Source organism: Streptomyces sp. NBC_01498, from assembly GCF_036327775.1.
In the GTDB taxonomy this organism is placed as follows: domain Bacteria; phylum Actinomycetota; class Actinomycetes; order Streptomycetales; family Streptomycetaceae; genus Streptomyces.
In genome coordinates, this window is record NZ_CP109598.1 from 831,052 (window position 1) to 851,949 (window position 20,898).

11 protein-coding genes are annotated in these 20,898 nt (G+C 72.0%); 3 read left to right on the forward strand and 8 right to left on the reverse strand.

Going from position 1 to position 20,898, the window contains the following annotated elements; translation table 11 throughout:
* Positions 1–75: 75 nt before the first annotated feature.
* Positions 76–3,702: a LamG domain-containing protein gene (locus OG875_RS03155; protein WP_330172670.1), complete on the reverse strand. Its 3,627-nt coding sequence runs from the start codon at positions 3,700–3,702 to the stop codon at positions 76–78.
* Between the two features lie 384 nt (positions 3,703–4,086).
* On the opposite strand from OG875_RS03155, the gene OG875_RS03160 reads away from it, so the two are divergent.
* The gene (locus OG875_RS03160) at positions 4,087–6,510 is read left to right on the forward strand and encodes a Tex family protein (protein WP_330172671.1); all 2,424 of its coding nucleotides are present in this window, start codon (positions 4,087–4,089) and stop codon (positions 6,508–6,510) included.
* A 287-nt stretch (positions 6,511–6,797) separates the two neighbouring features.
* On the opposite strand, the gene OG875_RS03165 is transcribed toward OG875_RS03160, so the two are convergent.
* Both OG875_RS03165 and OG875_RS03170 read right to left on the reverse strand, forming a co-directional pair.
* Entirely contained in the window at positions 6,798–8,447 is a 1,650-nt protein-coding gene (locus OG875_RS03165) for an ABC-F family ATP-binding cassette domain-containing protein (RefSeq protein ID WP_330172672.1), read from the reverse strand.
* A gap of 189 nt (positions 8,448–8,636) precedes the next feature.
* Positions 8,637–9,935 carry a M14 family metallopeptidase gene (locus OG875_RS03170; RefSeq protein WP_330172673.1) on the reverse strand — a complete coding sequence of 433 codons (1,299 nt, stop codon included), beginning with the start codon at positions 9,933–9,935 and terminating at the stop codon, positions 8,637–8,639.
* 463 nt (positions 9,936–10,398) lie between these two features.
* On the opposite strand from OG875_RS03170, the gene OG875_RS03175 reads away from it, so the two are divergent.
* Positions 10,399–11,442, forward strand: a complete 1,044-nt coding sequence (locus OG875_RS03175; RefSeq protein ID WP_330172674.1) for a LacI family DNA-binding transcriptional regulator — start codon at positions 10,399–10,401, stop codon at positions 11,440–11,442.
* An 82-nt stretch (positions 11,443–11,524) separates the two neighbouring features.
* Here OG875_RS03175 and OG875_RS03180 read toward each other — a convergent pair whose 3' ends face one another.
* Together OG875_RS03180 and OG875_RS03185 are read right to left on the reverse strand one after the other, a co-directional pair.
* Positions 11,525–13,786, reverse strand: a complete 2,262-nt coding sequence (locus OG875_RS03180; protein ID WP_330172675.1) for a glycosyl hydrolase — start codon at positions 13,784–13,786, stop codon at positions 11,525–11,527.
* Positions 13,787–14,155: 369 nt separating this feature from the next.
* Positions 14,156–15,043 (reverse strand): putative protein N(5)-glutamine methyltransferase, encoded by an 888-nt coding sequence (locus OG875_RS03185; RefSeq protein ID WP_330172676.1) that lies wholly within the window; start codon positions 15,041–15,043, stop codon positions 14,156–14,158.
* A 320-nt stretch (positions 15,044–15,363) separates the two neighbouring features.
* On the opposite strand from OG875_RS03185, the gene OG875_RS03190 reads away from it, so the two are divergent.
* Complete coding sequence (locus OG875_RS03190; RefSeq protein WP_330172677.1) at positions 15,364–16,119, forward strand: MerR family transcriptional regulator; 756 nt, start codon at positions 15,364–15,366, stop codon at positions 16,117–16,119.
* 31 nt (positions 16,120–16,150) lie between these two features.
* Here OG875_RS03190 and OG875_RS03195 read toward each other — a convergent pair whose 3' ends face one another.
* From OG875_RS03195 to OG875_RS03205, 3 genes are read right to left on the reverse strand one after another with little or no spacing between them, the layout of a single operon-like run.
* On the reverse strand, positions 16,151–18,328 hold the full coding sequence (locus tag OG875_RS03195) for a 3-hydroxyacyl-CoA dehydrogenase NAD-binding domain-containing protein (protein ID WP_330172678.1): 2,178 nt from the start codon (positions 18,326–18,328) through the stop codon (positions 16,151–16,153).
* 43 nt (positions 18,329–18,371) lie between these two features.
* A complete protein-coding gene (locus OG875_RS03200; RefSeq protein WP_330172679.1) occupies positions 18,372–19,586 on the reverse strand; it encodes an acetyl-CoA C-acetyltransferase in 1,215 nt (404 codons plus the stop codon).
* Between the two features lies 1 nt (position 19,587).
* Positions 19,588–20,835, reverse strand: a complete 1,248-nt coding sequence (locus tag OG875_RS03205; protein WP_330172680.1) for a CaiB/BaiF CoA transferase family protein — start codon at positions 20,833–20,835, stop codon at positions 19,588–19,590.
* Positions 20,836–20,898: the final 63 nt, after the last annotated feature.

A 20,898-nucleotide genomic window follows, 5' to 3' on the forward strand; every position in this document is an offset into this window, starting at 1 on the left:
ACGCGGCTCCACAGCCGCGTGACAGGGCGGACGGCGCCGTGCGTACACGGCGCCGTCCTTGGGTGGTGTCGCCGGTCAGTCGCCCACGTGGGCGTCGATCTGCGCGGAGCTCGCCATCGCGCCCGCCCAGAGGCGGACTTCGGAGATCCGCGCGGGCACGTGATGCTTCCACGCACCCGAAGTGAGGCCCGCTCCGACCGCGAACTCACCGCTGCCGATCGGCGCGGTGTACGCCGTGTCGTCACCGTTCTGATTGCGCCCCAGATACAGGCTGATCGTGTTGGCCACGACGTCGTACGTACCCGTCAGCCGCACCTCGCTGTCGAGCACCGCAAGCTCGTCGGAGACAACGGAGTCGAAAGAGCCGTCGTTGTTCAGCCGGCCGAAATGCCACTTGCCGACAGGTACGACCGTCTCCAGCCCGGTCTCCATGTCCAGCACGACATCCTTGCCGGACAGTTGATACCAAAGACCCCAGGCGGACCCGTCAGCCGTGCGCTGTCCCAGGACCTGCCCGGTGTATCCGATGTCCTTGGTCATGAGCGCCGTCCGGTCGAGCTGAACAACCGTCGACGCCGTGAACGAGCCGTGGTCGTACGCGAGCGGAGCGGCCGAGCCGGCCATGTCGTCCACCCCGTCCAGCACGATCGCGCCCTCGGTGACGGCCGCCCCGCCCTGGAGGGTGAGGGCCCTGCCATAACCGGAAACGTCGGGAACGGTGCTGCCGCTGCCCAGTTCGGCCTTCCAGTCGGCGACCAGCTCGACACCGGCGAAACTCTCCGAGGTCAGCAGCCGTGCCTCGTCCGCGATCTCCGCCGGGGACAGCTCGCGCTGCCAGACCGCGATCTCGTCCAGCGAACCCGGGAAGTGGTTCGAGTAGGTCAGGGAACTCGACTGCGTACGACCGATCTGAAGGGGGAAGGTCGACTGCCACGTCGTCTCCGCCGCGATGGGAACGCCTTGGCGCTTTCCGTTGACGTAGAAGCTCATCTCCTTCTTCACCGGATCGAACGTTCCGGCCAGATGCGTCCACACCCCGGTCTGCGCGAGCTCGTTGGAGTAACGGCCCGTGTAGGACTGTTTGTCACTCCTGAGGATGCCGAAGAACCACTTCTTCTGGGTATCCGAGTACCAGAAGCCGAACGGGACTCCTTCCGCGCCCCCTTGGGAAAGGATCGCCGCGCGGGTGTCGGTGCTGTCGAGCCGTGCCCAGGAAGAGACCGTGTAGGCGGACCGGGTTTCCAGCACCTGGCCGCCGGTCGCCGCGTATCCGCCGCTCCCGTCCAGGGACAGACCCCTGTCGGTCACCGGCGTCTCAAGCGGGACCCCGTCGGCGTCGTGCGTCAGTACGCCACGGCGCCCCCGGTCATCACGGGCGGCTGTCCCCCCGAGCGTGGCGTCGTGCCGGGCGGTGCCGGTGTTGGCGGAGTCGACGGCCACTCCGGTGGCCTCGTCGAATCGCCAACGCGCTGTGGGTCCTTCACCCGCGGCGACGAGGAAGTCCACCACGTTCTGCGCGCCCCAGCGCCCCACGGAGTCCTGCACCCGCGCGTACACCCGGTGTGTTCCCGACCGGGCCGGGTTGACGAGCGCGGTCGCACCGCCGCCGGCAGGTCGTTTCACCGCGGTCTTCCAGGAGTCCGCCGACGACAGTTTGTACTGGTACGCCGTGCTGTTCGTGTCACCGGCGGCCGGGGTGAACGTGAAGGTCGCCGCCGTTCCGGGGCCGCCGCCCGCGACGCACGCGTTCGGCTGACAGAGCGAGTACGGACCGCCGACCGCGATCGTGGGGGCCTTGGGCGCCGTGGTGTCGATCCCGAAATAGCATGCCTTGGTGTAGCCCGTGTTGAGCCGGTCCGAGCCGCTTTCGTAGTACGAGAGGGTCAGGGCGAGAAGCCGGTAACGCTTTCCCTCCACCAGGGTCGGCAGGCTCTTCGACTGCTTGACCGCGTTTCCGGCATAGCCCGAGGTGGGGCTGTCGACATCGGTGTGCGCGGTTACCCACGTGGTGCCGTCCAGGCGCTCGGTCCGCCACCGGACTCGCAGGCTCGCGCCGGACTCGCCGCCTGCCGCTGTCTTCGGCTTCGCGGTCACGAGCGGTGTCGGGTCACTGATCACGTCCGGATCGGCCGAATTCGTCGAACACACGACGCCCGATCCCGATGTCAGGCCGACTTCGACGGGCAGTGCCGGCTTCGCCACGTACTTGACGGCGAGGACGGCATCATTCTTGAAACGCTTCCAGGCAGCGGTGTCCGACTCGTCGTTGGCCCGGATCTCCAGGGTGAACCGGGAGAACTTCCCGGCGGCGAAGTCGCGGACCGTCGGGGTGAGGTTCTCGTTGGACTCCTCGGGATTGTCGTTGAATTCGATGGGAGCGTCGGGCGAATCCGGATCACACAGTGAGCCCCGGCCCGCCGACACATGCCGGTCGCCCATCCAGTCCAGTTCCTTCGGGCGCGAGGACCATGTGGTGGACGACGAGATGTTGTTCGTGCGAACGAGATCCACCCAGCGCGGCTCGCACTGGAACGCCCACGGCTCGGTCACCCGGAACGTCGCGTCGAGGACGTGCTTCCCCTTGAGGCTCGCGGGAGAGAATTCGAAGTAGAGACGCTGTACATAGCCGGGACCGCAGTAGTAACCGCTCCAGTTGCCGCACTTTCCGGCGCCCTTGCCGAGGCCGTCGTCACCGTTGGACCAGCCGTACGACTCGTAGCCGTCCGAACGCAGCAGTGTGCGCTCGGACTCGCCCCAGGAGACGTTCGGGTCGATGAAGATCGGGAACTCCGACGCCTGGGCCCCGGCGAGCATGGCTGCGTCCGGAACCACCGACAGAGCGTCGTCGGAGACCTCCACGTCCAGCCGGGCAACGTTGTCCCCCTGGCCGGGCTCAAGTCCCGTACCCGAAGGACTGGCTTCCGATGTGTCCCGGGGGCCCGAGGCCACCGGTCCCGTCGTGGGCGGCGACATGAACGCGGGTGGAGCCGGCGCGGCCTTCGGGCGGGCGGCGTCGGCCTTTCCCGCGGAGTCCCACATCTGGGCGGGCGGTGCGCGGAAGACGGTCCGGCCGTCCGAGTCCGTCGCGGTGAGGCTGCCCGCGGTGGCCTCACGGACTGTCAGTCCCTTGGTCGTGAGTCCGAAGGTCAACTCCCTGAGCTTCGGGTTCTCGGCGGCTTCGGGGGTCTTGACCACGAGAACGTGGCGAAAGCTTTCTGCTGTGACATTGACCTGGAGGTCGACTCCCGGCAGCACCTCGGCGTAGAGCGCGGAGGCTCCGTTCAGTTCCGGCTCCGGCAGGTGGCCCGGCCAGCGCAGCGCCAGTGCCCTCCCTCGGTCGGTCACCGACGCGAGCGGTTCGGCGGCGCCGCCCCCGGAGAGAGTCATGTCGGCGGTCGCGGCCTTCGCCCCTACGGTGCCGTCGCCACGCTTCTCCAGCGTGGCATCGGGCGGCTCCCAGCCACCGTCCTTCGCCACGCGAACCGGGACATTCGACTCCTCAAGTGTGAACGACATGCCGTCAGGATTCGCGAACACCGTTGACCGTTCGGAACGCTTCTCGACGACCTCCACCGGCTCACCGGTGCGCTTGGCAGCAGCCAGAGCGCTCTCCTCCGCGCCGGCGCCGTCCTCGACGTCGGCCACTGCCGCCGGCGCCGCCGGTGCGGCGGGCGACGCCAAGGCACCGGGTGCCGCACCCATGACAATCGCGATACTCAAGGCCCCTGCAAGGAGCCCTCTGCCCCTGCGCTTCCGCGCGAACCTCCGCATAGCCCACCCCATCCGCGCACGAACATGAAGATCCCTTGAAGGGACTGTGCGTGCACGCTATATAACTGTGGTGTGAATATCCATGTAAATAAATCGGCCATCGATGGCCATAAGTAGTCGCAAGCACGTGTGTGTTGTCGTACCTCAAGGTGGCGGCGGGGAGCGGTCCGCGCCCCTTCCGTCGCGCCCTCCCGCCGCGCCCTCCCACTCCGGGAGGGCGCGCGGCTGTCCGGGAGGGCGCGCGACACGGGCCCCGGCCACCCGGCACAATGCAGGCACACGCACAGCCAGCACGAGAGCCGGGTCGGGGAGAACGTGACGACGTCCATCGAAGGCAGGATCGCCGGGGAACTCGGCGTACGCGAGCGGCAGGTGAGGGCGGCCGTCGAGCTGCTGGACGGCGGGTCGACCGTGCCGTTCATCGCCCGCTACCGCAAGGAAGCGACCGAGATGCTCGACGACGCGCAGCTGCGCACGCTCGAGGAGCGGTTGCGCTATCTGCGTGAGCTGGAGGAGCGCCGTACGGCGATCCTGGAGTCCGTACGCGAGCAGGGCAAGCTGGACGAGGCGCTGGAGGCGCGGATCCGGACAGCCGACACCAAGTCGCGGCTGGAGGACATCTATCTGCCGTTCAAGCCCAAGCGGCGCACGAAGGCACAGATCGCCCGTGAGGCGGGGCTCGAACCTCTCGCCGAGCGCCTGCTGGCCGACCCGTCGGTGGATCCCCTGACGGCCGCGGCGGCGTTCGCCGACGCCGAGAAGGGTGTCGCGGACGCCGCAGCCGCGCTGGAGGGCGCCCGCGCCGTCCTGACCGAGCGCTTCTCGGAGGACGCCGACCTCATCGGTGAGCTGCGTGAGCGCATGTGGACGCGCGGCCGGCTCACGGCGAAGGTCCGCGACGGCAAGGGCAGCGCCACCGAGGGCCCGGCTGCGAAGTTCGCGGACTACTTCGACTTCGCCGAAGCCTTCACCGCGCTCCCCTCGCACCGTGTGCTGGCGCTGCTGCGCGGCGAGAAGGAGGACGTGCTGGACCTCAGCCTGGAGCCGGAGTCGGACGACACCGAGCAGCCGGGCCCCAGCGCGTACGAGTCCCTGGTGGCCCGCCGTTTCGGTGTCGCCGACCGGGGCCGGCCCGGCGACAAGTGGCTCGCGGACACGGTCCGCTGGGCCTGGCGCACCCGGATCCTGGTCCATCTCGGGATCGATCTGCGGCTGCGGCTGCGGACGGCGGCCGAGGACGAGGCGGTCCGGGTCTTCGCGGCGAACCTGCGGGATCTGCTGCTGGCCGCGCCGGCCGGGACCCGCGCGACCCTCGGGCTCGACCCGGGTTTCCGTACGGGCGTGAAGGTCGCCGTCGTGGACGCGACCGGCAAGGTCGTGGGGACGGACACGATCCATCCCCATGTTCCGGCGAACCGGTGGGACGAGTCGCTGGCGCGGCTCGCGCGGCTCTGCGCGGAGCACTCCGTGGATCTGATCGCCGTCGGCAACGGCACGGCGTCCCGTGAGACGGACAAGCTGGCGGGTGAACTGATCACCAGGCACCCGGAGTTGAAGCTCACCAAGGTGATGGTCTCGGAGGCCGGCGCCTCGGTGTACTCCGCCTCGGCGTTCGCCTCCCAGGAGTTGCCCGACCTGGACGTGTCGATCCGGGGCGCCGTCTCGATCGCCCGGCGCCTCCAGGACCCGCTCGCCGAACTGGTGAAGATCGACCCGAAGTCCATCGGGGTCGGCCAGTACCAGCACGACCTGTCCGAGGTGAAGCTCTCCCGGTCGCTCGACGCGGTCGTGGAGGACTGTGTGAACGGCGTCGGTGTCGACGTCAACACGGCGTCCGCGCCGCTGCTTTCGCGGGTGTCGGGCATCGGTGCGGGCCTCGCGGAGAACATCGTCGCGCACCGCGACTCGAACGGTCCGTTCCGCTCACGGCGGGCGCTGAAGGATGTGGCCCGGCTGGGGCCGAAGGCGTACGAGCAGTGCGCGGGCTTCCTGCGCATCCGGGACGGGGACGATCCGCTGGACGCGTCGTCGGTGCACCCGGAGGCGTATCCGGTGGTCCGGTCGATGGTGAAGGCGACGGGCGGCGAGGTGGCGGCGCTGATCGGCGACTCGACGGCGCTGCGGTCGCTGCGGCCCGCCGACTTCGTCAGCGACACCTTCGGGCTGCCGACGGTCACGGACATCCTGCGCGAGCTGGAGAAGCCGGGGCGGGACCCGCGGCCGGCGTTCAAGACGGCGACGTTCAAGGACGGCGTCGAGAAGATCGGCGACCTGACCGCCGGGATGATCCTGGAGGGTGTGGTGACGAACGTCGCGGCCTTCGGGGCGTTCGTGGACGTCGGGGTGCACCAGGACGGGCTGGTGCATGTGTCGGCGATGTCGCGGACGTTCGTCAAGGACCCGCGTGACGTGGTCAAGCCGGGTGACGTGGTGCGGGTGAAGGTGCGGGAGGTCGACATCCCGCGCAAGCGGATCTCGCTCACGCTGCGGCTGGACGACGAGGCGGAGGCGGGCGGCGGCGCGGACTCCGGCGGCGACGACCGGGCACCGCAGCAGCGGCGCGGCGGAGGCCGTGGCGGTGGCGGTGGCGGCAAGCAGCGCGGTTCGGGCGGTTCCGGTGGGTCGGGCGGCGGCGATCGCGGCGGCGCGCGGGGACAGGCCCCGGCGAGGTCGGCGAAGCCGGCCCCCGCGAACAGCGCGATGGCCGACGCGCTCCGGCGGGCGGGGCTCGGAGGCTGAGTACGGGGCGCGGCTCCTGTTCCGGGGGCCGCGCCGGGCTGTGTCCGGGCGCTTCATCCGGCGAGGCGCCTGACCCGGGCTCCGGGCACGGCGCCCGCGCGGCCGGTGGCGGCCCCGGCCGGGTACGCCCCGGGCGGGCCGGGGCTCCCGCCGTACGGCGTACCGACCTGCCGGGGAGTGACCGGCGAGAAGCCCGGGACCATCGGGGAGCGCCTCTCCGCGCGGGAGCGGGCCGTCCGGGAAGGCCCCGCGGGAGCGTCCGTACCCGCGCCTGGCCCGTCAGGCCGTCACAGCGTGACCTCGGTGACCTTGCCCCCCGCGACCTCGATACGCCGTCCCGTGCGGACCGACCGGAGCATCCGGCGGTCGTGCGTGACCAGCAGCAGTGTTCCCTCGTACGAGTCGAGCGCCGACTCCAGTTGCTCGATGGCCACCAGGTCGAGGTGGTTCGTCGGCTCGTCCAGGACCAGCAGATTCACCCCCCTGCCCTGGAGCAGCGCCAGGGCGGCGCGGGTGCGCTCGCCCGGGGAGAGCGTCGTCGCCGGGCGCAGCACGTGCGCCGCCTTGAGACCGAACTTGGCGAGCAGGGTGCGGACTTCGGCCGGTTCGGTGTCGGGCACGGCGGCGCAGAACGCGTCGAGCAGGGTCTCCGTCCCGTGGAACAGCGCGCGGGCCTGGTCGACCTCGCCGACGACCACGCCCGAGCCGAGCGAGGCGGCTCCCGTGTCGGGTGACAGCCGTCCCAGGAGGAGGGCCAGGAGGGTGGACTTGCCCGCGCCGTTCGCCCCGGTGATGGCGACCCGGTCGGCCCAGTCGATCTGGAGCGAGGCGGGCCCGAAGTGGAAGTCGCCGCGCCGCACTTCGGCGCCGTTCAGCGTGGCGACGACCGAGCCGGAGCGCGGGGCGGACGCGATCTCCATCCGCAGTTCCCACTCCTTGCGGGGTTCGTCGACGGCGTCGGCGTCCAGGCGCTCGATCAGGCGCTGGGTCTGGCGGGCCTTCGCCGCCTGCTTCTCGGTTGACTCGGAGCGGAACTTGCGGCCGATCTTGTCGTTGTCGGTGGCCTTGCGGCGGGCGTTCTTGACGCCCTTCTCCATCCAGGAGCGCTGCGTCTGGGCGCGTCCCTGGAGGGCGGAGCGCTTGTCGGCGTACTCCTCGTACTCCTCGCGGGCGTGCTCCCGGGCCCGTTCGCGCTCCTCCAGATAGGCGGTGTAGCCGCCGCCGAAGAGGTTGACCCGCTGCTGCGCCAGGTCGAGTTCGAGGACCTTGGTGACCGTGCGGGTGAGGAACTCGCGGTCGTGGCTGACGAGGACGGTGCCGGTGCGGAGGCCGGTGACGAAGGATTCGAGGCGTTCGAGTCCTTCGAGGTCGAGGTCGTTGGTCGGCTCGTCCAGCAGGAAGACGTCGTAGCGGGAGAGCAGCAGGGACGCGAGGCCGGCGCGGGCCGCCTCGCCACCGGAGAGCGCGGTCATCGGCCGGTCGAGTCCGACGGTCAGCCCGAGGGACGCGGCGACCTCCTCGGCGCGTTCGTCCAGGTCGGCGCCGCCGAGCGCGAGCCAGCGCTCCAGCCCGGCGGCGTACGCGTCGTCGGCGCCGGGGGCGCTGTCGACCAGCGCCTGGGTGGCGGCGTCGAGGGCGGTCTGGGCGTCGGCGACTCCGGTGCGCCGGGCGAGGAAGTCCCGTACGGACTCGCCCGCCCGGCGCTCGGGCTCCTGCGGGAGATGGCCCACGGTCGCGGTGGGCGGGGACAGGCTCAGCGCGCCGTCCTCGGGCGTGTCGAGCCCGGCCAGCAGGCGCAGCAGGGTCGACTTCCCGGCTCCGTTGACTCCGACGAGCCCGATCACGTCGCCGGGCGCGACGACGAGGTCGAGCCCGGCGAAGAGCGAGCGGTCGCCGTGGCCGGCGGCGAGATTCTTGGCGACGAGAGTGGCAGTCATCAGACCGCCGATTCTAGGGTCTGTCCGGCTGATCCTCTCGGGCCCGAGGATCAGCCGGACCGGGCCGTGCGCGGAATGGAACCGGGCCGTGCACGGAAAGGAACCGGGCCGTGCGCGGAAAGGTAACGCCGTCCGCCCGCCGGGCGGTGCTCCCCGGCTCCTCGCGCGTGTGACGTGGGTCCCGTTCTGTCAGCAGGCCTCCACCGGGCGACCGACGGTGAGGTGGTAGGTGGCGCGTTCGTCCAGCAGGAGCGGGATCAGCTTGCGCTGCGACTGGCGCAGCGGGACGAGGGCTCCGTCACCGCGCTGGGGCAGGGCCTTGACCCCGTGCAGGGCCAGTTCGTCCTTGAACTCGCCGTACTGGGTGGCGTCGAGCCGGTAGGCGCACGGCGGGTTCTCGACGGTGTCCTCGGGGGTGGCGGGTTCGTTGTCGCCGCCGCCGAAGTAGACCGTGCCGCGGTCGAGGAGGCCGGCGGCGCGGGAGAGGGCGGTGGCGGTGGAGAGCTGGACCCGGCGCTTGTCGGCGTAGCCGAACAGGCCCTTCAGGGAGTCGAGTTGGCTGTCGACCCGGCGCCGGTGGTTGAGGGAGGGGTCGTTCTCCTCGGCCTCGGAGCGGGGGTCGACCCGGCTCTCGATGAGCAGTCCGACGGAGTGCTTGACACCGGAGGCGTTGCGCAGGATGCGCTCCTGGCCGTCGCCGGCGGTCTGCCGGATGGGCTCGCCGGTGACCGGGTCGGTCCAGATGCCGTACGTGCCGATGGTGTGGTCGCCCGCGCGGGCGGCCGGGCGGACGTACGCCTCGGAGAGGGTCTTGGCCTCGTCGTGCACGCGGGAGGAGGTGTTGAGGTTGCGCGGCCAGAGGTCGAAGAGGTCCTCGTCGTAGTACGGCGGGGTGGCCCCGTACTCGTGGAGGTCGTAGATGACGTCCGGCCGCCGGTCGCGGGTGAGGGCGGCGAAGGCGCGGGCCTCGGCCGTCTCCAGGGCGATGTGGTCGCGGTTGATGTCGACGCCGTCGGAGTTGCCGCGGGTGTCGGCGGCGCGGCCGTCGGGGTTGGCGGTCGGGACGACCAGGACGCTCGTACGGTCCAGGAAGCGCTTGGTGGCGGGGTCCTCGGGATAGGCGAGGTCGCGGACGGTGGTGAGGCAGGCTTCGCGGCCGGAGGGTTCGTCGCCGTGCTGGCTGCAGATCAGCAGGAGGCTGGTCACGGCGTGCTTGTTGCCGAGTTCGACGAGGTTGAGCGGACGGCCCTGCTTGGTGGCGCCGATGGTGCCGACCGAGACCCGGTCGCCGCCCCGGTCGACGGCGGCGAGGAACCGCTGTTCCTCCGCGAGGGTCGTCCAGTCGGCGCCGTCGCTCTTCTCGAAGGGGGTGCGCGGCGGGGTCTGCTGGGGGGCGGAGGGGGCCGCCGAGGAGGGGAGAGCGGTGAGGGGGACGACGAGGGCGGCGGTGGCCACCGACAGGACGAGCGTGCGGATCCGTGACGTCATCAGTGCGGTCTCCGGGGGTGGGCGGGACAGTCCGGGGAACACATGCCCCGTGAACTGATTTCCATGGGGCGGAAACGTACTCCGGTGAACAACGGTGCGACAGGGGGCCGTCGGCGATCGATCGTGGGCCCGGGGATCGCGCGCCGTCCCCGGCGAGTCCGGCGCGGGGAGCGCGCTCCGTCAGCCGTGAGGCAGGGGCGGGGGTCGCACACGGTCCCCGTCAAGACCGGCGGGGGATCGGGCGGCGTCCCTGATGAGGCCGGTGCGCGGGTGGTTGGGAGCGCTCTCTCGGTGTCGCGAGCAGCGGATACCCTGTACCGGTCCGGCCGCCCGTACGGTCGTCCGTGCCGCCCGTACGGTCGTCCGCCGCGCCCGTACGGTCCGTGTCGAACAGGCATCCCGGCCGTGTGGTCCGCGTCGGCCCGTGCCATCCGTCCCGCACCATGTCAGAGGAGCGCCCGCCGTGCCCGAGCAGTCCCCGGGGTCCCGGCCCACGCTGGAAGCCGTCGCGGCACGTGCCGGTGTCTCCCGCGCCACCGCGTCCCGGGTGGTCAACGGCGGCGCGGGGGTGCGGCAGCCGCTGGTCGACAAGGTGCTGCGGGCCGTGGAGGACCTGGGGTACGTGCCCAACCACGCGGCACGCACGCTGGTCACCCGGCGGACCGGCGCGGTCGCCGTGATCATCGCCGAGCCGGAGATCCGGATCTTCTCGGACCCGTTCTTCTCGCAGCAGATCCGCGGCATCAGCAAGGAACTCACCGCCCACGACACCCAGTTGGTGCTGCTCCTGCTCGAAGGTCCCGGTGATTTCGGGCGGATCGCCCGGTATCTGGCGGGCGGGCACGTCGACGGCGCCCTCGCTTTCTCGCTGCACGTGGACGACCCGTTGCCGGCGATCGTGCGCCGGTCGGGGACCCCGACGGTGTACGGCGGCCGGCCGAGCTGGACGTCCGCGCCGGGCGACCAGGGTGTGCCGTACGTGGACGCCGACAACCGGGGCGGGGCGCGCGCCGCCGTGCAGTATCTGCGCGACCTCGGGCGGGAGCGGATCGCGCACATCGCGGGCCCGCCCGACCAGACCTCCGCCACGGACCGGCTGGACGGCTACCGCGACGTGCTGCTCGACGCGGACCCGACGCTGATCACCGAGGGCGGGTTCACGGTGGAGAGCGGCGCGCGGGCGATGCGGGACCTGCTGGACCGGCGCCCGGACCTGGACGCGGTGTTCGCGGCCAACGACCTGATGGCGTCCGGCGCGCTGCGGGTGCTGCGCGAGCGCGGGATCTCGGTGCCCGGCGAGGTGGCGCTGGTCGGGTTCGACGACATGGAGTCGGTCGCCGAGTCCACCGATCCCCCGCTGACGACGATCCGTCAGGACGTCGAGGGCCAGGGCCGGTTGATGGCACGGCTGCTGCTGCGCGGTCTGGACGACAAGGACGGCGGGGAGACGCGGGCACCGGCGTCCGTGATCACCCCGACCACGCTGGTGCGGCGGGCCTCGGCCTGAGGCCGGAGACCCGCCGCGTGTGGGGGGTGACGGTGGTTCTTCGAGGGGCCGCCGGGCCGGAGTTCCCCCGGCGGCCGGTCCGTCAGCCGGTGGTGCTCGCCGTCGAGCGGGCGGGCACGGTGAGCGTCGTACCGTCCGAGAAGGTGACGGTGGTCTGTGTCGACGCGTAGTTGTGCGCCGCGTAGGTCCGGGTGCCGCCCTTCGTGAAGACGGCCGAGGTCGGGACCGATCCGGTGATCGACGCGTCGGGGGCGCCGACCGCGTCGAGCGTGCCGATCCAGTGGTGGACGTGGGCCTTGGACTCGCCCGCCTCCGGGGCGAGCGCCGCCTGGCCCGCGTCCCACTTGGCCTTGGCCGCCGCCGGGTCGGAGAGCGCCTCGAACTCCCAGAGGATGTCGCGCCATTCGACGGCCGGGCCGCCGTTCTGCTGCTCCATCTCGTCGATGTTGCGGCCGATGGCCTCCTTCTCACGGGCCAGGTGGAGTGAACCACCCGTCACCGGGAGGACGTTGATGCCGTGGATCTCCTCGGGGTTCGCGGTCCACCAGGTGGAGTACGCGCCGCCGCTGCCCCAGACCATGCCGACGGTGCCGCGCTGGAACGACGCCGGGAAGACCTCCTGGTCGGCGTCGAACCAGTACTGGGCGATCGCCTCGGACTCGGTGGCCAGCAAGTACGAGCCCAGGTCGCGCAGTTCGTCGTCGCCGGTCGCCGAGCCCCACAGGATGAGTCCGGCGCTCAGGTTGACGGACTCCGAGGACGACTCCTGGTTGTTGCCCGCGGCGAAGCCCTGGTGTCCGGAGGCCCAGCTGTGGCCCGCGTACACGTCGAAGCCGCGCAGGAACGGGAAGTCGCTGTCCGTACGGCTCGGGTTGGCCGCGTCGCGCACCAGCGTCTCGACCATGCCGCCCCAGGCGGACTCGGCGGCCCACGCCTGGTCGTACTGGGCGACGATCGCCGCCGCGTAGACGTAGTAGCTGTAGTGGAAGTGGTGGTCGTTGAGTTCGGTGTCGCTGCCGTACGACGCCGGGTAGCCGGTCAGCGTCTTCCAGTCGCTGTCGTAGCTGAACTGGCCCGCGCCGCCCGCCGTGAACCACTCCTCAAGTCGGCCCTTGAGCAGGTCCACGATCTTCTCGCGGGTCGCGGTCTCGCCGATCTGGTCGGCGATCGGGGCCAGTTGGGCGAGCCGGCCGAGGGCCTTGCCGGTCCAGTAGGTGTCGGTCGCGCCCGAGAACGGGTCGGCGGCGTTCACCACTTCGTCCAGCTGCGCCTTGAGCGCGGCCGTGTCGACGCCGCCGGACTCGGGCAGCGCGGGCAGCACACCGGACGCCTTCTGGCGGGTGGTGAAGGTGGTGGACTCGCGCACCTTCATCGTGCCGCGCGGCGACACGTAGGTGTACGGGGTGAGCGGGTCGCTGGTGTGCAGCCACTGGTGCCGGTAGAGGGCCTGGAGGGTGCCCGTCTCGGTGCCCTCCTGCGGCTCGGTGGTCAGGGTGTACGTCGCCTCGACCTCGCCGCCCCCGGCGTTCCAGTCCGTCGTGGAGCCGGTGACGAAGCTGAACGCGTACTTGCGGTAGGTGGCGAGCGCGTCCTCGGACGGCAGCAGGGCGAGCGAGAAGTAGTCCTTGGAACCGAGTCCGGCGGTCACGGTGGAGCCGGAGACGGACCAGTCGCTGCCGGTCGGCGCGAAGAGGGCGTAGTGGTGTCCGGCGACGGTGATGCCGAGGACGTTGCCGTCGTCGGCGAAGACGGCCGGCGCGGAGGCGGTGGTGATGCGGGCGTCGCCGCCGGAGCCCTTCGCGTACACGTAGGGCATGCCGTGGCCGATGGTGGCGCGCAGCGTGCGGGCGCCGTCGGACCAGTAGGGCGTGACCGTCCAGTCGGACCAGTCGTCGGCCTTGGTGTCCGGGGAGTTGAGGCCGGTCAGGCCCAGGGTGAGGTCGGCCTTGTGGGCGTACTCGTACTGCCGTCCGTCACCGACGATCGCGGGCGTGGTGGGGTGGCCGACCTCCAGTCCGCCGGAGGTGGCCTGGTAGGTGAGGGGGTGGCCGTACATCGGTGTGGAGTACGGGTTGTCGCCGTAGCGCTGGTAGGCCAGCGAGGTCCACCAGTCGTTGGTGGGGACCGGCCGGTCCTTGGCGGACTCGGTGAGCTTGGGCGTGACCGGGGCGCCGACGTTGTTGGTCGGTCCGGACGCGCCGGCGGGGCGGGTGTCGGAGTAACTGCCGGATCCGACGGGGATGTTCGCCGCGGCGGCGGGACCGGCTGCGGGTCCCAGTCCGACGGCGGCCATGGCGGTGACCAGGACCAGCACCGAGGCGGGTCTGGAGCGGGAGGTGGGCATGGACGGCACCTCGAAGTCATGGGGGGAAGGAAGTCCGAGAGCGCTCTCAGATGTCAAGGAACGTAAAACTCCTGAAACCTGAGTGTCAATAGAGTTGACACAGAAGCCGGTTGACGACCCATCAGCCCCGTCGTGCGTTCGAGTCTTGACGGAGTGACCGGGAGGGACCACGGGCCCGTCCGGCGGATCCCCGTGGATCAGCCGGACGGGGCCCGGGTCGTGTCCGGCACGTGACGGCGTCCGCCCGTGGGCGCGGTGTGGCGGTCGGCGCGTGCGCGCGCCCGGCGGAGGACCGGGCTCCCGCCGGCCGTACGCGGCCCGCCGCCGGCCGCGCCGCGAGGATGCGTGCCGGGCGTCGCCCGCCGGGCGCTACGTGCCGGACCCGGCCCGGCCCCGGAACTGGGCGACGACGACCGTCGCGTCCCACTCCTCGGAGGTGACGACCCGTGGGGCGAGCCCGTCGGCGCGCACCGTGCCGACGGCGTCCGGCACCTGGCGTTCGCTCGTCTCGAACAGCAGATGGCCGCCGGGCGCCAGCCACCGGGTGGCCTCCGCCGTCACGCGCCGCAGCACGTCGAGCCCGTCGGCCCCGCCGTCGAGCGCGACCAGCGGCTCGTGGTCGCGCGCCTCGGGCGGCAGCAGCCCGACCTCGTGCGTCGGCACGTAGGGCACATTGGCGAGAAGGATGTCGATACGGCTCCGAAGGTCGTCCGGCAGCGGGTCGAAGAGGTCCCCTTCGAGGACCGTGCCGCCACCGGCGAGGTTGCGCCGGGCGCAGGCGACGGCCGCCGGGTCGATGTCGGAGGCGTACAGCTCGACGGGGGTGCCCGCCGTCGCGAGCAGCGCGGCGCCGAGCGCGCCGGACCCGCAGCACAGGTCGACGACCACGGCGGGCCGGCCGGTGGGGAGCTGGTTCAGCAGGGCCGCAGCCCGGCGCACGAGGAATTCGGTGCGGCGCCGGGGGACGAAGACCCCGGCGCCGACGGCGATCCGCAGACCGTGGAACTCGGCCCAGCCGACGACGTGCTCCAGTGGCAGCCCGGCGACGCGGCGGCCCACCAGGCGGGCGAGGTCGTCGGGGGTGCGGGCGGCGGAGACCAGGAGCCGTGCCTCGTCCTCGGCGAAGACGCAGCCGGCGGCGCGGAGCCTGCTGACGACGGCGGGGAGGGAGGGCAGGGCGGAGGGGGAGAACGGGGTGTGTCCGGCGGTGGCGGACGACGGGGAGGGGGAGGACGAGGAGGCGGATGCAGCCGACATGGGAACCTTTCGGGGCGCTCGCGGGCGCTCCGGCGGTCTCAGTCGGTCGGTCGGACCGCCCGGCCGTGGAGGGGGAGCACCCGGCCTGACACTGCGGTAATGGGGGCCACCTCCTCGGTCCGTGCTCTCGTTGGTCGGGTCACACTACCCCACGGGTGCGGGGCGGACACCCCGGCTCCCGCCGTGCCCCACCGCCCCGCGCGCCGCCCCGTGGCCGGGGCGTAGCGGGCGGGCAGGGCAGTGGCCGCGAGGGCCGGGGCGGACGGGGCGCGGTGCTCGCCTCCCTTTCGCAGTAGTGGTGAGACAGCAATACTGTCGGCATGGACACCGAGGCCGGAACGGACGGCGCCGCCGGGGCGCGCCCGGGGCCGACGCTGACCGTGGACGAGCTGGCCGCCCGCGCGGGTGTCACCGTGCGCACCGTGCGTTTCTACAGCACCCGCGGCCTGCTGCCGCCCCCGGTGATCGGCCCGCGCCGGGTCGGTCTCTACGGGGACGGCCATCTCTCGCGGCTGGCGCTCATCGAGGAGCTCCAGTGCCAGGGCATGACCCTGGCGGCGATCGAGCGCTACCTGGAGCGGCTGCCGGCGGATCTGAGCGCCCGGGATCTGGCGATCCACCGGGCGCTGGTGGCGGCCTGGGCGCCGGACCCGGCGGAGGACGCGACCAGGGCGGAGCTGGAGCGGCGGGCGGGGCGGGCCCTGTCCGAGGGCGACGTGGACCGGCTGGCGGCGATGGGCGTGCTGGCGCGGGCCGGGTCCCCCGGTCACTACCGGCTGGACCCGGGGCTGCTGCGGCTGGGCGTGGAGCTGCTGGACGTGCCGATCGCGCAGGAGACGATCCTCGCGGCCCGTACGGTCCTGCTGGAGCACACCCGCTCGGCGGCGCACGCCCTGTCGCGGCTGTTCCGGGACGAGGTGGGCAATCCGTACGAGGAGGGCGAGCCGGACCCGGAGCGGGTGGCGGCGATGCGGTCGCTCTCGGCGCACATGCGGCCGATGGTCGTGCAGGCGCTGGTGACGGCGTTCCAGCGCTCGCTGAAGGAGGAGCTGCGGGCCGCGTTCACCGACGGGTGAACCCGGCCCGCGTGCCCCGTACGCGCGAGGACTACCGGGCGTCGTGGAACGTTTCGCCCCGCTGGGCCCTGGCCACCAGGGACGCGGGCGGCTCGAACCGCTCCCCGTACGCGGCGGCCAGTTCGCGTGCCCGTGCGACGAAGCCGGGCAGGCCGCCCTCGTAGCCGTTGATGTACTGGAGTACGCCGCCCGTCCAGGCCGGGAAGCCGATGCCCATCAGGGAGCCGATGTTGGCGTCCGCGACGGTCGTCAGGACGTTCTCGTCCAGACAGCGCACCGAGTCCAGGGCCTCGGAGAACAGCATGCGCTCCTTGAGGTCGGTGAACGGCACGTCCGTGTCCGCCCGGGTGAAGTGCTCGCGCAGACCGGGCCAGAGGCCGGTCCGGGTCCCGTCCTCGGCGTAGTCGTAGAAGCCGGCGCCGCCGCCCCGGCCGGTGCGGCCGAAGTCGTCCACCATGCGGTCGACGACCGCGTCGGCCGGGTGCGGGGTCCAGGTGCCGCCCGCCTCCTCGACGGCGCGCCGGGTCTCGTCGCGGATGCGGCGCGGCAGGGTGAGGGTCAGTTCGTCCATCAGGGACAGGACCTTGGCGGGGTAGCCGGCCTGCGCCGCCGCCTGTTCGACGGTGGCGGGCTCGACGCCCTCGCCGACCATCGCGACCCCCTCGTTGATGAAGCGGCCGATGACGCGCGAGGTGAAGAAGCCCCGTGAGTCGTTGACGACGATCGGTGTCTTCCCGATGAGCCGTACCAGGTCGAAGGCGCGCGCGAGTGCCTCGTCGCCGGTCTTCGCGCCCTTGATGATCTCCACGAGCGGCATCTTGTCGACGGGTGAGAAGAAGTGCAGACCGATGAAGTCGGCGGGCCGGGCGACGCCCTCGGCGAGGGTGCCGATGGGCAGGGTCGAGGTGTTGGAGCACAGGAGCGCGTCGGGTTCGACCACGTCCTGGATCTCCCCGAACACCCGGTGCTTGAGGGCGGTGTCCTCGAAGACCGCCTCGATCACGGTGTCGCACCCGGCGAGGTCGGCCACCTCGGCGGTGGGGGTGATCCGCGCCAGCAGCGCGTCCCGTTCGGCCCCGGTGGTACGGCCCCGGGCGACGGCCTTGGCCAGCAGTTTCTCCGCGTACCCCTTGCCGCTGGCCGCCGCCTCCGGGGTCACGTCCTTGAGGACGACGTCGAGCCCGGCGCGGGCGCAGGCGTACGCGATGCCCGCCCCCATCATCCCGGCGCCGAGGACGGCGACCCTGCGGACGGGGAGTTCGGGGACGCCCGCCGGGCGGCTCGCGCCCGAGTTGACCGCCTGGAGGTCGAAGAAGAACGCCTGGATCATGTTCTTCGCGGTCTGCCCGGTGACCAGTTCGGTGAAGTACCGGGCCTCGATGGTCTGCGCGGTCTCGAAGTCGACCTGGGAGCCCTCGACTGCGGTCGCCAGGATGTTGCGCGGCGCCGGGTAGGGCGCGCCGCCGGTCTGCTTGACGAGGTTGGCCGGGAACGCGGGGAGGTTGGCGGCGAAGCGCGGGTGGGAGGGGGTGCCGCCGGGGATGCGGTAGCCCTTGACGTCCCACGGCTGCCAGGACTCGGGGTGGGCGTCGATGAAGGCGCGGGCCCGGTCGAGCATCTCCTCGGTGGTGGCGGCGACTTCGTGGACGAGGCCGTTCTCCAGGGCGCGGCGGGGTGAGTAACGGGTGCCCTGGAGCAGCACCTTGGTCAGCGCGTCGGAGATACCGAGGAGCCGTACGGTACGGGTGACGCCGCCGCCCGCGGGGAGCAGGCCGAGGGTGACCTCGGGCAGGCCGATCCTGGAGCCGGGCGTGTCGAGGGCGACGCGGTGGTGGCAGGCGAGCGCGATCTCGTAACCGCCGCCGAGGGCCGCGCCGTTGATGGCGGCGACGACGGGTTTGCCGAGGGTCTCGATGACGCGCAGGGCGCGTTTGACGGCCGTCCCGGCGTCGAACGCCTGCTGGGCGTCGTCCGGTCCGAGCTTGATCATGTCCTTGAGGTCCCCGCCCGCGAAGAAGGACTTCTTGGCGGAGGTGACGATGATGCCGCGGAGGGTGTCCTTCTCGGCGAGCGCGCGTTCGGCGACCGCGGCGAGGGAGGTCCGGAAGCCCTGGTTCATCGTGTTGGCCGACTGGGCGGGGTCGTCAAGGACGAGGGTGACGACGCCCGTTCCGTCCTGTTCCCAGCGGATGGTGGTGGACTCGCTCATGCTGCTGCTCCGTAGCGACGAGTTGCTTGGCGGACGGGACGGGTCAGACGCGTTCGACGATCGTGGCGACGCCCATGCCGCCGCCGACGCAGAGCGTGACGAGGCCGTACCGCTTGTCCTGGCGCTCCAGTTCGTCCACGAGGGTGCCGAGGATCATCGCGCCGGTGGCGCCGAGCGGGTGGCCGAGCGCGATGGCGCCGCCGTTGACGTTGACCTTGTCGAGGGGCAGGCCCATCTCGGCGACGTAGCGCAGGACGACGGCGGCGAACGCCTCGTTGATCTCCACGAGATCGATGTCGTCGACGGTCAGTCCGGCCTTGGCGAGGGCCTTGCGGCTGGCGGGCGCGGGGCCGGTGAGCATGATGGTGGGTTCGGAGCCGGAGACGGCGGCCGAGACGATCCGGGCACGGGGTGTCATGCCGTACCGCTCGCCGGTCTCGCGGGAGCCGATCGCGACGAGGGAGGCGCCGTCCACGATGCCGGAGGAGTTGCCCGCGTGGTGGACGTGGTCGATCTTCTCGACCCAGTGGTACTTCTGGAGCGCCACCGCGTCGAAGCCGCCGCGTTCGCCGATCTGCGCGAACGACGGCTTGAGCGCGGCCAGCGAGTCGGCGGTGGTGCCGGGCCGCAGGTGCTCGTCGTGGTCGAGGACGGTGAGTCCGTTCATGTCGCGGACGGGGACGACGGAGCGGGCGAACCGGCCGTCCTTCCAGGCCGCCGCCGCGCGTTCCTGGGACAGGGCCGCGTACGTGTCGACGTCACGCCGGGTGAAGCCGCCGAGGGTGGCGATCAGGTCGGCGCCGATCCCCTGGGGGGCGAAGCCCGTACGGATGCTGGTCATCGGGTCCATCGCCCAGGCGCCGCCGTCGGAGCCCATCGGCACCCGCGACATGGACTCGACACCGCCGGCCAGGACCAGGTCCTCCCAGCCCGAACGGATCTTCGCCGCGGCCAGGTTGACGGCTTCGAGACCGGAGGCGCAGAAGCGGTTCTCCTGAACGCCGGCGACGCTGTCGGGCAGTCCGGCGGCGACGGCGGCGATCCGGGCGATGTCGGAGCCCTGGTCGCCGAGGGGGCTGACGACGCCGAGGACGACATCGTCGATGGCCGCCGGGTCGAGGCCGGGGAACCGGTCGCGCATCTCGTGGATCAGACCGACGACGAGATCGACCGGCTTGGTGCCGTGCAGGGCGCCGTTGGCCTTGCCGCGACCGCGCGGGGTGCGGATCGCGTCGTACACATACGCTTCGGTGCTCACGTCAGCGGCCTTTCGGAGTCGTGTCGGAGTCGGCGGTGGCGCTGTCGGTGACGGGGCCGCTGTCGGTGACGGCGGCGGTTTCGGTGGTGACGGCGGTCCCGTGGAGGCTCGGTACGTCCCAGTCGTGGGCGATCCGCGCGGTGTCCGCGCCGGGCAGCGCGGGCGCGCTCCGTACGGAGGCGGGGGTCGCCGAGAAGCGCGGCGCGGGCGCGGGCTGGGTGATGCCCGCGTGGTCGGTGAAGGTGCCGCGCGCCACGAGGTGCGGATGGGCGGGGGCCTCGCGCAGCGACAGCACGGGCGCCACGCACGCGTCGGACTCCTCGAAGACGGCCGTCCACTCGGCGCGGGTCTTCTCCTTGAAGCGGGCGCTGATCGCGGCCCGCAGGGTGTCCCAGCGGTCGAAGTCCTTGCGGGCGGGGACGTCGTCGGCGAGACCGAGCAGGTCGGCGAACTCCCGGTAGAACCGCTGCTCCAGCGCCCCGACGGCCATGTACCCGCCGTCGGCGGTCTCGTACGTCCCGTAGAAGGGAGCGCCGCCGTCCAGCAGGTTCGCCCCGCGCCGGTCCTGCCAGCCGCCCGCCGCCGACATGGCGTGGATCATGGTGGTGAGATGGGCGGCGCCGTCCACGATCGCCGCGTCCACGACCTGTCCGGCGCCGCCGGGGGTGCGGGCGTGCTGGAGGGCGGCGAGGACACCGACGACGAGGTAGAGCGCGCCGCCCGCGTAGTCGCCGAGCAGGTTGGCGGGCACGACCGGCGGCCGGTCGCTCTCGCCGACCATGGAGAGCGTCCCGGCGACGGCGATGTAGTCGATGTCGTGTCCGGCGTACGGGGCCAGCGGGCCGTCCTGGCCCCAGCCGGTCATCCGCCCGTACACCAGACGGGGGTTGCGGGCCAGGCACTCCGCCGGGCCGACGCCGAGGCGTTCGGCGACGCCGGGCCGGTAGCCCTCGATCAGGATGTCGGCGCGTTCGACCAGGTCGAGCAGGCGGGCGGGGCCGTCGTCGGCCTTGAGGTCGAGGAGCACGGACCGCTTGTTGCGGTTCGTCAGGTCGTGGCGCGGGTCGATCCCGAGCCCGGCGCCGCCCGGCCGGTCGACCCGTACGACGTCGGCGCCGAGGTCGGCGAGATGCATGGCGGCGAAGGGGCCGGGGCCGATGCCGGCCAGCTCCACCACCCGAACCCCCGTCAGGGGGCCGTGCGCGGCGGCCGGGCCGCCGGTGCCCGGGTCGTGCGCTGTCGCTGTCATGGTGAGCTCCCCGCAGTGTGACACCAACGATGTAACAGCAATGATGTTAGGAATGCCGGTCGG